The organism is Thermopirellula anaerolimosa (genome assembly GCF_054657335.1).
The window spans coordinates 1,177,783-1,191,433 of record NZ_BAAHYX010000006.1 but is presented as its reverse complement, the minus strand read 5'-3'; the positions used below and the strand labels follow the sequence as shown (position 1 = coordinate 1,191,433).

The following is a 13,651-nucleotide window of genomic DNA, read 5'->3' as shown; positions in this document are numbered from 1 at the left end:
ACCGACTGCTCCGCGCGGGTTCGTCCTCCGAGGGCGCACCCGCCGCATGTCTTGTTACAATTTCAAAACGGCATCGAACCGGCAAACCTGGAAGCATCGCCCGCACTTGATGCAGCGCGCTTGATCGATGACGTGCACCTCGCGCCGGTTGCCCGAAATGCACTCGACGGGGCAGTTCCGGGCACAAGCGGTGCAACCGACGCACTTCTCGGCGTCGATCTCGAAACGAATCAGAGCGGTACACTTCTTGGCGGGGCAGCGTTTGTCGCGGACGTGGGCAAGATATTCATCTCGGAAATGCGTTAACGTACTGAGGACCGGGTTGGGGGCGGCGCGTCCCAAGCCGCACAGCGACGACCGCCGCACCAGTTTCGCCAGGCGTTCCAGTTTGTCCAAGTCGCTCTCGTCCGCCTTTCCGTTAGTAATGCGATCCAGAATCTCCATCATGCGCTTGGTGCCCTCCCGGCACGGAGTGCACTTTCCGCAAGATTCATCTTCGGAAAAGGCGGTGAAGAACTTGGCGATATCCACCATGCAGTCGTCCTCGTCGAGGACGATCATGCCTCCGGAGCCCATGATCGAACCGGCCCGATTCAGGGTGTCGAAATCGACGCGGAGATCGAGCATGGTCGCGGGGATGCATCCGCCCGCCGGTCCGCCGGTTTGAACGGCCTTGACGGCCGTGCCGCCGCTGCATCCGCCGCCGATCTCCATGACGATTTCGCGGAGGGTGATGCCGATCGGCACCTCGACCAACCCGGTGTGGTTGATTTTCCCCGCCAAGGCGAAGACCTTGGTTCCGCCGCTGGCTTGGCTGCCGATACGACTGAACCAATCGGCGCCGTAGATGATGACGGCGGGAACGTTGGCGAAGGTCTCGACGTTATTGATGACGGTAGGCTTGCCCCATAAGCCGACTTCGGTGGGGTACGGAGGCCGGATCCGCGGTTGTCCCCGCTCGCCTTCGATGGAATGGATCAGGGCGGTTTCCTCCCCGCAAACGAAGGCTCCCGCCCCCAATCGAATGCTGAGATCGAAGTCGAATCCGGAGTTGAGGATATTCTTGCCCAGCAACCCCCATTCCCGGCACTTGCGGATGGCGCGATCGATCCGCTCGACGGCCAGAGGGTATTCGGCCCGAACATACACGAACCCTTGATGTGCACCGATGGCGAAGGCCCCGATGATCATCCCTTCGATGACGTTGAAGGGGTCGGACTCCAGCATGCTGCGGTCCATAAAGGCGCCGGGGTCGCCTTCGTCCGCGTTGCAGATGATGTAGCGGACTTTCTCGGGGGATTTGGTCGCCAAGGCCCATTTTTCGCCCGTGGCGAAACCGCCGCCCCCGCGTCCTCGCAACTTTGATTTGATGACTTCATCGATCACAGATTGCGGATCGCCTTGGCTCAAGACTTTCGCCAGGGCCTCGAATCCGCGGTAATGCACGTATTCTTCGATACTCTCGGGATCGATGATGCCGTTGTGCCGCAGGGCGATGCGGGTTTGCCGGTTGAAGAAGGCGACCTCGCCGTACAACTCGAAAAAGTCTTGGCTGACCGGTTCATCGCGGACGCGGAGTCGTTCCACGATGCGTCCCCCGCGGATGTGCTCGCGCACGACTTCTTCCAGATCGGCCAACGTTTCGATGCGGTACAGCACGTTTTGGGGGCGCACCAGGATGTGCGTGCGTTTGCCGGCCTCCTCGGCCGAGCAAGCTCCGAAGCAACTGGCGTTGATGACGCGGCATTCCTCCGGTTCCACGCCCATGGCGCGAAGCTGATTGGCCATGGGACCGCCGCAAATCTTCTCCCCCTTCCAACCGCAGCGCAAGGAAGCGCAATTGAGGATCTCGAACCTGCTGACGGCGTCGATCGGCCCGTCCAAGACGTGATCAAGTAGCGGTTCCCCTTTCAAGACATGCTGGGTGAAAATCTTATGAACCAGGTCGCGCGTGACTTGCTGGTACTTGACGGGCATGGACCCGGCCCGATACACGCTGACGATCGGCTCGCGACTGCACCGCCCGGTGCAACCGGTCCGGCGCAATACGATGTCGTCGCGTCCGGATGCCGCGATATGCTTGCGGAACTCTTCGGCAACCACCACTGCGCCCGCGGCATTCTCGCAAGTCGCCGAACCGACTTGGATGAAAATGCGGTCGCCGGCGGTCCGCTCGCGGACGACCTCCTCGCATTTCTGCCGGATGGACTGCAATACATCCCAAACTTGCTGTTTCACGGTCGCTCCTCGTCTTTGAGCCGAACCCGTTCCAATCCAGCCGCCGATAAGACGTGCCGCCCCTGCCGATTGCTAGGCCGCGGCAGTCCCGTTTCCTTGGTTTTCTCCAACGCCGCGTAACGTTGCTGCAATCACGCACCAATTTACCAGAATGGACTTCGAAAAATAAGGCCGCCGAGATTGCGCGACGATTTGCTTATGAACGATACTTTCCCAAACGGCGTCTCCGATCCCCGGCATACCATCGCTGCAATCCGCTGGCAAGCGATGCCGGCCGAACGAATCCGATCGCCACAATGCTATTACGTAGTCGCAATTCAGTCGGTTCTTTCCCCCAAAAAGTCTCGCGTAAATGGAGGATTGCGGCCTGGTCGCCCGGTGGTTCAGGGCGAACGCGAAACCCTGTCATCCTTGGAGTTTAGCAATCGGTCGGGATGCCGTGCAGGACGCCGCACCCGGCGAGCCGTGGCGCTATGGCGTGCGGTCGGGGATGCCTGGGAAGCCGCGGAGGCTTGCCCTGAGGTCGGAACGATTACGGCGATGTCGGCTTCCTGAGCAAGCTATAGTTTTTATGACGGTTCCCGGCACCGGCGAGTACCTGTGGTTTGGAAAGAGGACGGCGTTGTGACCGACTCCAGTAAGCGACCGACGAACGACAAGGCCCCGTCTTCGCGGAGGGCATCGGCCTGCGATCAGAATCGCAATTCCACGGAGGCCGCCATGGACGCATTCCTGGACGCCGTGGACGAACTCCATTCGTCGCCGACGGTCGCCTGGCGAGTGCTCAATCTGCTGAAAGACCCGGAGTTCGACGTTCGGGACGTGGAAAGCCACCTGGAGGCAGACCCGGCGCTGACGGCCTCGATCTTGAGGCTCGTGAACTCGGCGGCGTACGGTCTGCCGCGTCGCATCTCCAGCCTTCGCCAAGCCATTATGTTGATGGGTGCTCGGTCTCTGCGTTTGGCCGTACTCAGCTTCGGTCTGGTGGACCGCTTGACTCGCGGGACTCCGGCGCAGGTGTACGACGATTTTTGGCGACGCGCGCTCACCGCCGCCGTCGCCGCCGCGAGACTCAGTCGCGAAGTACAACGGAACGCTGCGGACGAGGCCTATAGCGCGGGCCTTCTGGCGGACCTGGGGGTGCTGGTCTTGGCGCAAGTCGATACCAACCGGTACGTCAAGATCTACACGCAGCATCCCCACGGTACGACGCTACAGGAGGCGGAGACGAATCGTTACGGTTTCTCGCACGCGGCACTGGGAGGCCGGTTGCTCGCACGCTGGGGTATTCCGAACCCCCTGCCGATCGCCGCCGCGAATCATCACCTCCCGCCCGTGGGAAGCGAACTCCTGTATCAAGCGGTGTACGCCGGGACGTTGCTGGCCGACGTCCTGTGGACCCCAGGCTCCCCACTGCTACCGCAAATCCAGGCCTTTCTGGAACGGCATTTCGATTTCGATCTCGACCGTTTCATCGATTTGGCGATGGAGTGCAAGGCCGATATCGCGGACGCCGCCGAGATGTTCGCCGTGCGGATCGAGGGCGAGATCGACTGCCGGCGTTTGCGGCGGGAGGCCGCGAGTCGCTTCCGCGAGGAGGCCCTCGATACGGCCATCGACTACGACGGCGTGACCGCGGTCTTGGATCAAGATTTCGGAGTCTGACCTTTGCGGTGCGTGCGACGCGAGGGCGCTGCGAGACGTTTCGGCATACAGGTGCCGCTCAATCGCCCGGTCGGCCGAACCGGCAAGACGCAGCATCAAAACGGGGCGTCGCCGTAATCTTGCGGGACATAGTCGTCGGGGATGTAATCACCGGCATAACCGCCGTCGTCCGCAACTTCGCAATTTTCAAACCGCGTGAAGTCCTTCAACCAGGTCAGCTTGACCTCTCCGATCGGCCCATTTCGCTGCTTGGCGATGATGACCTCGGCAAGGCCGACGAGGTTTTGGGACTGAGCCTCTTCGAGTGTGTGGTAGTATTCTTCGCGGTGAACGAACATCACGACGTCCGCGTCCTGCTCGATGGCGCCCGATTCGCGAAGGTGGCTCAACCGAGGACGGTTGTCCTTGGCGACCTCGGTCTGCCGGTTGAGCTGGGCCAGACACAAGATCGGCGCCTTGAGTTCCCGGGCAAGCGTCTTCAGTCGTCGCGTCATCTTGGCCACTTGCTCTTGTCGCGGATCCTTGGGGTTGTCGGCCTCGATCAGTTGCAAATAGTCGATGACGATGAGGCGGAGGTCCTCCTTGCGTTTCAACCGCCTCGCCACCGCAGCGATTTCGGTCACGGTCCGACTGGGGGCATCGTCGATCAGCAGGCGTCCCCGACTCAATTCGCCCGCCGTTTTCACCAGTTTTTCCCGGTCGTCCGCGGAGAGGAATCCGCTGCGAAACTTGTGTCCGTTGATTTTGCCCCTGGAACACAGCATCCTTTGAACCAACTCTAATCGCGACATTTCCAGGCTGACGAACAGGGTCGTCATGCCGGCGTCGACGGCAACATATTCGGCGATGTTGGTCGCCAGGGCCGTTTTGCCCATGCTGGGGCGTGCCGCCAAAATGACGAGTTCCGACTCGTGCAACCCGCCGGTCAGCTTGTCCAGATCGGTAAAACCGGTGGGGACGCCGGTTCCCGCCCCGTGCTCCATGCGGTGATCCAGATGTTGAAACGCCTCCATCAAGACGTCGCCGATCGGGGCGATGTCGCTGGTGGAGCGGCGATCTCGGACGGAAAAGATCCGCTCCTCCGCGCGATTCAACAGATCGCGAGGCTCCAATTCGAGGTGGAAGGCGTCGTGCACGATTTCGGTGCCGGCCTGAATCAAAGCCCGCACGAAGGCGTGGTTCTGAACGATCTCGGCATAATAGACGGCATGCGAGGCCACCGCGACGGATTGGGCGATTTCGGCCAAATAGGCCGCCCCGCCCACTGCCTCGTATTCCCCGTGGCGCCGCAATTCCTCGACCAGCAGCATGGGGTCGATGGTGCGGTTTTCGGCGTGCATCGCCAAGAGTCGCGCATAGATGCGGCGATGAGCGTCCTGATAGAAGTCATCGACGACGAGGCGGATGGCCACGTCGTCTAAGACCCGGGGATCCAAGAGAATGCTACCTAGTACGGCCTTTTCGGCTTCGTCGCTGTGGGGCGGCGTCCGTCCGAATGGAGCAGCGTCACCGCCGTGCCGATTCGAGCCTTTTACCCTGTTGTCGCGTCCGTTCTCGCTCACGGCAAACCTCGAAAAGAAGTGGCCGACGTTTCCGTCAATCGATCCGCTTGACGCAAATCTACCGCCGCTTTCCGAGTCCGGCAATTCACCCGAATTAGGTCGTGCCGCTGATCTTGCCGGGGTGTATCCGGCGCGCAAAAAAGCTCGCCCCACCCGTTCGGGGCGAGCGCAATACATCCTCTAGTTCGTCGGACGGCGGATGTCCGGATCAATGTGAGTGCGAGTGAGTCGCTGTCGCCGCCGGGGTCTTCTTGTGGCGAAACGTCAGAAAATCGCCTACGTAGATCATGTATTCAAATGGCAACTGTTCCGGGACGATTTCCTGTTGGATTTTTCCCAACGTGGATTGGATCACCTGTTCCTTGCCCTTGTAACCGGCCTGAATGACGATTGCGACGGGCGTCTCGGGCGGGTAGTGCGTCTTCAATTTCTCGATGAAGAAGTTGAAATCCGCCCGCATCGTAAACAGCACCATCGTCGCCCGCAGTTGAGCCAATTTGTCGATCGTATCCGTCTTGCCCGGCCAATCGTTGGCCGACAGGATGACGGATTTGGTTTCGGATGCGTTGGTCACCCCCCTGCCGATGGCGGCATTGCCGGCGTTGAAGGCGCTCACGCCCGGCACGACGGTAGGCTGCAGGTCCTCGAATTCCTCCAAACACCAGGCCCAGGGTCCGTAAATCAGGGGATCGCCGTTGTCCAGGATCACGACGGTTTTGTCCTGATCGATCGCCTGCCGTACCCGCGCTATGAATTCGTTGCGTTTGGCTGCCAATTCCTCGGCCCGCTGACGTTCGCCGGGCGGCAAGGTCTCGATATCGGCCCCGTAATACTCGAACAAACGCCAGTAACCGGTGACGACCTGCTTGCCCGCCAGGTATTCGCTGAACTTGTCCTGGATGCCATCCGTGCAGAAAACGAGGTCGGCCTTCTTGATGGTTTCGATGGCCCGCAATGTGATCAGGTCCGGATCACCCGGTCCCACGCCCACCAGGAACAATCGCGTAGGGTGCGCCCACGCCGAGGCGGATAGGACGCACGAAAGCAGAGCCGGCACCACCCACCCCAGGGCGCGAGGGGTCGGCTTCAAGACTCGCAGTCGGTTGGTCAGCGACATCGATGCAACTCCTTTCAGCAGCAGGACCGAGAGATGCCCTGGAAACCCGATCTGCTTCTCATCGCGTTCCCAGGTGGGTAATACGAATATCCATATCGTATTACCAGCGACTTCGAGCGGCAAGACGGGGCAAGCGGCGGAAAGGTCGCCGGCATCCGAGGACCGAACTGCTGGGCGCGGGGGCGTGTTCCAGCGAGCTTTTTGCCTCACGCGACTTCCGAGGGAGGGGGTTCCTTGGCGAGTCGGCTGATTTCGCGGAACTCCGGCGTGCCCGCGCGGATACACCACTCGAACATCGCGGACTCCGTGGTCGTCAAGACGGCGCCGGATAATTCCATCCGTCGCAGGGCCGTCCAATAGTCGCACTCATATCGCGACCCCACGGCGTCCGTCGCCACATAGACGCGAAAACCCAAGCCAAGCAGATCCAAGGCGGTCTGCTGCACGCATACGTGGGTCTCGATACCGCAGAGAAGGATGCGGTGGATGCCGGTCTGCCGCCAATTCTCCACTAGCGCGGTGCATTCGCGGCAACTGAACATCAGTTTTTCCGTCCGCGGACCAAGTCGTTCCGCCAAGACCGCGGCCGTGGCGCCCAACCCTTTGGGATATTGCTCGGTGGCGGCGACCGCCACGTTCAGAATCTTGGCGGCGTCGATCAGACGGCGAATGTTCCAAACCAATCGGTCCCGATCTCGAATGGCGGGCAAAAGCCGCTCCTGCACGTCGATGACCAGAAGGGCCGTATCGCCTGGCGCCATCAATTCCGGACTCCGCGGCAAGACTGAATCTTGGTTCATAACGAACTCCCTACGATACTGACGTTCGGCTTTGGTTCCCCTTTTGAACAACCGCCTTAGGCACGGCCCGAGACGACCGCTGCCCGATTCGTCCATCGAGCCTCGCCCTTGGCAGTCCGGTTAGCCTAACCAATAATGTTAAACGATCGTTTTCCATTCCGCCTCGGGCGTCGTCGACCTGGGAGGGTGGTTTCCATGATCTTGGCCGCACCGCTCCCTCCAACCCCACGGAGAAACCTTGGTATGATGCGTTTCCTTTCCCGGTCGCGCGGTATTTTTGTCGCGAAGCTCATCGTTGGAATGATCGGGGGGCTGACGGCGGTCCCCCATGTCCTGAATGCCGCGGAAGCGCCTGCCGCCGCGGAAGCACCCATGGAGGCTGAAGTGTCCGAAGTCCCGAGGATTACCAAGCAAGTCGCCTTTCCCGACGGAATATCCCTTTTCGAACTGTCCAACGGTTTGACCATTCTGGTCCAAGAGAATCACACGGCGCCCGTGGCTACGGTGCGGTGCTTCGTCCGCAATACCGGCAGCATTTACGAGGGTAAGCACTTGGGCGCCGGGTTGAGTCACGTTCTGGAGCACGTGGTATCGGGAGGGACCACGACGCACCGGAGCGAGAAGGAAATCGCGGAAATGATCGACCGCTTCGGCGGAAAGACGAACGCCTTCACCTCCAGCGACATGACGGCGTACTTCATCGACTGCCCTGCCAAGAACACGGGGGAGGTGATCGAGTTGATGGCGGACGCCATGCAAAACATCGCCTTCGAACCGGCGGAGTTCGAGCGGGAGTTGAAGGTCGTCAAGCAGGAATTGGCCGACGGCGAGGCGAATCGGCAACGCGTGCTGTGGAAGATGTTGAATCAAACGCTGTACCTTCAGCACCCGGCGCGGCACCCGGTGATCGGCTATCTGGACGTGCTGAGCCAGACCGACAACCAGGCCATCATCGACTTCTATCGCTCGCGTTACGTGCCGAACAATCAGGTGTTCGTAGTAGTCGGCGACGTAAACACTGCCGACGTGGTGGCTCGCATGGCGGAGTGCTATCGGGGAAGTCGCCGGTCCGTCGAGACGTATCTGCCGCTGGTGGAGGAGCCCCCGCAAACCTCGCCCCGCGAAGCGATTCGCGAAATGGAGGGCGAAACCTGCAATTTCGTTCTGGCCTGGCCCACCGTGCGACTGAGCGATCCGGACCTCTATCCGCTGGACGTGGCCGCCGAGATTCTTACTCGCGGAGAAAGCTCGCGCTTGGTCCGCCGCCTCAAACGCGAGCGTCCGTTGGTGCTCAACGTTACGGCGGCGAGCGCCACTCCGTCGTACGTGCGCGGATGGTTCGGGGTGATTGTGGACTGCCCGGTCGAAAACGAAGCCGAGGCGGAAAAGATCGTCATGGAAGAGATTCAGCGGCTTTGCGATGAATTGGTCCCGCAGGCCGAACTGGATCGCATTAAACGGAAGAAGGCCGCCGACCTGATTTTCGATCGGGAAACGGTGGAGTCTTCGGCGGACAGCCTAGGTCGGGCATTCTTGGCGACTGGGGATCCGCGCTTCGACGCCGCCTACACGGAAGCGATTCAGCGGGTAACGGCGGAGCAGGTCCGCGAGGCGGCACGTCGCTATTTCGTGCCCCAACGCCTGAACCGCGTAGCGATTTACCCGCCCGGCAAGTCGCCCGTCCGACAAACCGAGGCGACCGCCGCCGAAGAAAGCCCGGCCCAAATGGTACGCCTACCGAACGGCCTGCGGGTCATTCTCAAACGCCAAGCGAATCTGCCGCTGGTGACGATGCAGGTGGCGATCCTGGGCGGCAATTTGGTGGACGACGACAAGACGGCGGGACGTTCCAATCTGGTCGCGCAAATGCTCGACAAAGGCACGGTGAACCATTCCGCGCGGGAAATCGCCGAACTGTTCGACACGTACGACGCCCGAGTCAGTTTCTCCGCCAATCGGCACACCTTCACGGCGCGGCTCTGGACCGTACGCGATCAGTTTTCGTCGGCGGGGAGCCTCGTCGCGGAGTGCCTGCTCCAACCGACGTTTCCGGAAGACGAGTTGGCCAAGGTCAAGCAGCTTACCCTGACGGCGATCGCCAATCGCAAAGCCTCGCCCAACGCCGAGACCATGGAGCTGTTTTGCGATTTGTTGCCTCCGGCCTCACCGTTCCACCTTCTGCCGGAAGGAAAACGGGAAAGCGTGGAAAGCCTGACGCGCGACGATCTGGTGCAGCATCACGCGCGCTATTTTGTACCGGAGAACGCTGCCGTGGCCGTCTTCGGCGATATTGAGCCGCAGGCGGCCTTGAGCCTGGTGCAGGAGTGGTTCGGCACGATGAAACCCGCCGAAAAATCCGCGGAGATTTCCTTCGATCGCGACAATTCGATTCCGCGCGATGTCGCCAAACACCTGCAAACCCAGAAGCCGACGGCATTTCTTTTCCTGGGATACACCGCGCCGTCCGTCCGCGAAGAAAAAGACTATGCCGCCATTCAGGTGCTGGATACGATCATGTCCGGATACGGGTATCCGGGAGGTTGGCTCCACGAGGAATTGCGTGGACAGGGGTTGGTCTACATGGTCCATGCCACCACGTTCGCCGGTCCGGTGCCCGGTTTCTTCGTGATCATGTCTCAAACCTCTCCGGAATCGCTGGCGGAAGTCGTTTCGCGGATCGAGCGCCGCGTGGCGCAAGCCAAGGAAGGCCGTATCGATCCCAAGGAGTTTGAGATCGCTAAGCAACTTCTGACGGCGTACCACGCCCAAGAAAACACTACCATTGGAGACCAAGCCTTCCAAGCGGTGTTGAATGAACTATACGGGCTGGGCTTCGATTACGAGAAGACGTTCGATGCCCGGATCGAAGCCGTCACGCTGGATGACGTGATCGCGGTCGCCCGAAAATATTTGGGGCACGCCATTTTGGCGACGACTTCGCCGCTGCCGTCGCTCTCCCCCGAGGCGGCGCATGAATCGAGCGACGCCCGCTGAGCGGCTTACACGTTCACGGTTCGTCCTCGGTATGAGTTCGTACATCGTTCGCTCGGCCCCATCCAAACAAGGGCGGCCCGATCTCGTGAGAGACCGGGCCGCTTGCGCTGTCACGGGTTGGGTACTTCGATCGCAGAGGCGGGATTTTCTTGAAGGGGATCAGAATCCGTACTTCGCCACGAATTCGAGTCGGAAACTGTCGCCGGGAAGCTTGCCCGCCCAATTCGTCTTCCACTGGCTGGCTTCCACGCCGACCAGGAACTTCTTCGTCAAGTCGTAGCTGAGATTGGCGAAGTAGAACTGATTGTAGGTGCGACCGGTCGTGATGTCGCTATTGATCGGATCGTCGATGGAGTAGCCCACGTGGCTATGCAAACGGTCCGTCCAATCATACCACACGTCGACCCAACCGCCGGTGGAACGAATGGTATCGCGCGTCGTCGTGTTGACCCCCTGAATCGCTCCCCCCAAATAGGCGCCCAGGTTCTCGCCGGTGAAGAATTCGCCTTGCACGCCGAGTCGGCTTGTAATGGGATAGCGGAAATCGACGTTGAACGACCATGTTCGAAGCTCCACGTCATCTGCGATCGGGGGCGTCAAGAAATCCCACGACTGCTCACCGATGTGGCCGGAAATGCCGAACTCGAACGGTCGCCCGCCCTTGCCGCGTTCGCCCAAGGTGAAGCCCAAGCGTCCCTCCACGACCGGCCAATCGGCATGGTCTCCTGCCAAGTTGGAACCGAATTCGGAAACGATGTCGCTGTTGATGGATGCTTGCGTCGTGACCAAGAGGTAGTCGGAAAAGTGGAAGTATCTCTCCGCCCGAAATTGGGCGCGCCGGTAGCCGATGTTGCCGCCGCCCCAACCCACCGAGTACATCAAGGTGCCGGGATACAACGGGGAAATGACATCCCAAGTTTGGCCCGCCAGCAGGCGAAAGTACTCATTCTTGACTTCCAGATAGGCATGCCGAAGGAGCACCGACCCCTTGTTTTCCTGAAGGTAGTTACCTTGGAAGTCGATCTCGACCTTGCCGCCGCTCTGTGCGCAGCCGAGGGCGGGAATTCGCGGTCCGGTGAAATCCAGGCCCAACCGTGTGGACTTGGCATCGACGTGCCAAGCGGCCTCGCCTTGATCGGTCGCGGAGAAGACGTACAGTGTGTAGTCGCCGACGTTGGAGCGGGAAGATTCGTAGGTCGTGCTGCCCCACAGAATGCCGTAGGGCACGATCTGAAAATCGCCTTTGGTCCAGGCAACCTTTTTCATTTCGGCCCGCAATTCGTCCATGGTGTAATACTCGGCCTCCGGGGCCGCCGACGACTCGAAGGTATACGACGCCGCATCATACGTCACCGGCGGCAAGGGGCGAATCGGTTCCGCCTTGAGTTGAGCCAATTCGGCCCGCAATGCCTGGGTCTCCGCTTCCAATCGCTGAAGCCGCTGCTCGGGAGACTCTTGGCTGAAGACGACCGTGGGAAATGCCACCGAGGCCGCCGTTACCGCGAAAACCAACCAACGCCATTTCATCGGATCCGTCCTTTCTTTCCCGGAAGCGGTCCGCACCGGTTTTGCCGGGTGTGCTGCGGACCGTTAAGAAACAAGGGCGGCATAATCCGTGCCGACCCTATCTCTGTCATCGTCTGTGAGTTGCTGATATTTGATGCAAGCCGTCCGCCGCCGGTCGCGATCTTCGCCTCCAAGCCGGAAGTGCGTGCGCGAAATGCCAAGAATAACGATTATGAGGGGGCCTCGGCGGCGATGTCTTATCGCCGCCATCTTGCCACCGTCGAATCGCCAGCCGGTCGACTCAAACGCCCGAGCGTTGGGTGGACGCGCCGCCCGCTTTCCGGACGCAAATCGTCCCGGCAAGTCGGGATCGCCGTAAGGTGGTTGAACTCGGCGGGCGTTGTGATACTATGCATCAATCGGGAGTGCTATCGGGCAAAGGGTTGGGAATCGACGGGCGTAGACTGCAGGGCGAGAACTTGTCATGAAGCAGACTTTGGCACTCATCTTGGGCGGGGGACGCGGTACGCGACTCTATCCTTTGACGAAATACCGTTCCAAGCCTGCCGTACCCATCGGCGGCAAGTATCGCCTGATCGATGTGCCCATCTCCAACTGCATCAACAGCGGCATGGAGCGAATCTACGTCCTCACGCAATTCAACTCCGCGAGTCTGCATCGCCACATCCGCGCCAGTTACAACTTCGACGCGTTCCACGGGGGGTTCGTGGAGATTTTGGCCGCCCAGCAAACGCTCACGCACTCGGATTGGTACCAGGGAACGGCGGACGCCGTGCGGCACAATCTGACCTATGTGCGGCGCAAGGATGTGGATCACGTCCTGATCCTGTCCGGCGACCAGTTATACCGCATGGACTATCGCCAATTGATGGCCTTGCACAAGGAGCGGAATGCCGACGTCACCATCGCCGTTATCCCCGTCCATCGCAAGGCGGCGCCCGGCCTGGGAATCGTCCACTTGAAGGAAGACGGCGAAGTCGTGGCGTTCCACGAAAAGCCCAAGACCGAAGAGGAGCTGGACGCCGTGCGGACGGAGCCGGCTTGGATCGAAAAGCTGGGCGTCCCTGCCAAGGGTCGGGAATACGTGGCCAACATGGGAATCTACCTTTTCAACCGGGAGGTCTTGGCGGACATTCTGGAACGCACGGATTACCGCGACTTCGGTAAGGAGGTCTTTCCGTCCGTTATCGACTCGTGCCGGGTGCAGGCCTACGTTTTCGACGGTTATTGGGAGGACATCGGTACCATCGGCGCTTTCTTCGAGGCCAATTTAGCCCTCACGCAACCCGATGCGGAGTTCTCGCTGGAGGCGCCGAACGCGCCGCTCTACACACGCGCCAGGTTCTTGCCGCCGTCGCGGATCGCCGCCGCCAACATCAAGAACAGCCTGGTTGCCGATGGTTGTGTGATTGGGGAAGGCTGCGTGATTGAAAACAGCATTGTGGGCTTGCGGAGCATCATCGGCCCCAACTGCGTGATTCGCAACGCGATCATCATGGGCAACGACTATTATGATCGCGACCGCGTTACCCAGGATCCGCCACTGATGATCGGCGAGGCCTGCCACATCGAAAACGCGATCATCGACAAAAACTGCCGCATCGGGAAAAGGGTGCGAGTGGTTAACGCTTCGGGAGAGCAGGAGTCGCCCGAGACGCAATTCGGCATGATCCGCGACGGCGTCATCGTCGTGCCGAAAGAGACGGTTTTGCCGGACGGTTGGTCGATGTCTTGACCGCGCCGGCCTA

Annotated in this window: 8 protein-coding genes; 3 read left to right on the top strand and 5 right to left on the bottom strand. The window is 60.5% G+C overall.

Annotation, left to right across the window (positions count from 1 at the left end; genetic code table 11):
* Positions 1-54 precede the first annotated feature (54 nt).
* The gene (nuoF, locus tag ACYQ6J_RS10470; protein ID WP_460184130.1) at positions 55-2,238 is read right to left on the bottom strand and encodes an NADH-quinone oxidoreductase subunit NuoF; all 2,184 of its coding nucleotides are present in this window, start codon (positions 2,236-2,238) and stop codon (positions 55-57) included.
* Positions 2,239-2,862: 624 nt separating this feature from the next.
* Here nuoF and ACYQ6J_RS10465 point away from each other — a divergent pair.
* The gene (locus tag ACYQ6J_RS10465; protein ID WP_460184129.1) at positions 2,863-3,903 is read left to right on the top strand and encodes an HDOD domain-containing protein; all 1,041 of its coding nucleotides are present in this window, start codon (positions 2,863-2,865) and stop codon (positions 3,901-3,903) included.
* Positions 3,904-3,998: 95 nt separating this feature from the next.
* Here the strand turns inward: ACYQ6J_RS10465 and dnaB are convergent, their stop codons facing one another.
* The 3 genes from dnaB to ACYQ6J_RS10450 all read right to left on the bottom strand — a co-directional run bounded on the left by dnaB (position 3,999) and on the right by ACYQ6J_RS10450 (position 7,382).
* Positions 3,999-5,465, bottom strand: coding sequence for a replicative DNA helicase (gene dnaB / locus ACYQ6J_RS10460; protein ID WP_460184128.1), 1,467 nt, complete (start codon positions 5,463-5,465; stop codon positions 3,999-4,001).
* Between the two features lie 208 nt (positions 5,466-5,673).
* A complete protein-coding gene (locus ACYQ6J_RS10455; protein WP_460184127.1) occupies positions 5,674-6,582 on the bottom strand; it encodes an SAM-dependent methyltransferase in 909 nt (302 codons plus the stop codon).
* Positions 6,583-6,788: 206 nt separating this feature from the next.
* Entirely contained in the window at positions 6,789-7,382 is a 594-nt protein-coding gene (locus ACYQ6J_RS10450) for a hydrolase (protein WP_460184126.1), read from the bottom strand.
* A 243-nt stretch (positions 7,383-7,625) separates the two neighbouring features.
* Between ACYQ6J_RS10450 and ACYQ6J_RS10445 the strand changes: the two genes are divergently transcribed.
* A complete protein-coding gene (locus ACYQ6J_RS10445) occupies positions 7,626-10,376 on the top strand; it encodes a M16 family metallopeptidase (RefSeq protein ID WP_460184125.1) in 2,751 nt (916 codons plus the stop codon).
* A 159-nt stretch (positions 10,377-10,535) separates the two neighbouring features.
* Here the strand turns inward: ACYQ6J_RS10445 and ACYQ6J_RS10440 are convergent, their stop codons facing one another.
* Positions 10,536-11,903 carry a bZIP transcription factor gene (locus ACYQ6J_RS10440; protein WP_460184124.1) on the bottom strand — a complete coding sequence of 456 codons (1,368 nt, stop codon included), beginning with the start codon at positions 11,901-11,903 and terminating at the stop codon, positions 10,536-10,538.
* A gap of 463 nt (positions 11,904-12,366) precedes the next feature.
* On the opposite strand from ACYQ6J_RS10440, the gene ACYQ6J_RS10435 reads away from it, so the two are divergent.
* Entirely contained in the window at positions 12,367-13,638 is a 1,272-nt protein-coding gene (locus tag ACYQ6J_RS10435; protein WP_460184123.1) for a glucose-1-phosphate adenylyltransferase, read from the top strand.
* Positions 13,639-13,651: the final 13 nt, after the last annotated feature.

What these genes read in the sequence shown, in the direction of transcription:
- ACYQ6J_RS10455 (WP_460184127.1), bottom strand. Translation starts at nt 6,582, where the DNA reads ATGTCGCTGACCAACCGACTGCGAGTCTTGAAGCCGACCCCTCGCGCC.
- ACYQ6J_RS10450 (WP_460184126.1), bottom strand. Translation starts at nt 7,382, where the DNA reads ATGAACCAAGATTCAGTCTTGCCGCGGAGTCCGGAATTGATGGCGCCA.
- ACYQ6J_RS10445 (WP_460184125.1), top strand. Translation starts at nt 7,626, where the DNA reads ATGATGCGTTTCCTTTCCCGGTCGCGCGGTATTTTTGTCGCGAAGCTC.
- ACYQ6J_RS10440 (WP_460184124.1), bottom strand. Translation starts at nt 11,903, where the DNA reads ATGAAATGGCGTTGGTTGGTTTTCGCGGTAACGGCGGCCTCGGTGGCA.
- ACYQ6J_RS10435 (WP_460184123.1), top strand. Translation starts at nt 12,367, where the DNA reads ATGAAGCAGACTTTGGCACTCATCTTGGGCGGGGGACGCGGTACGCGA.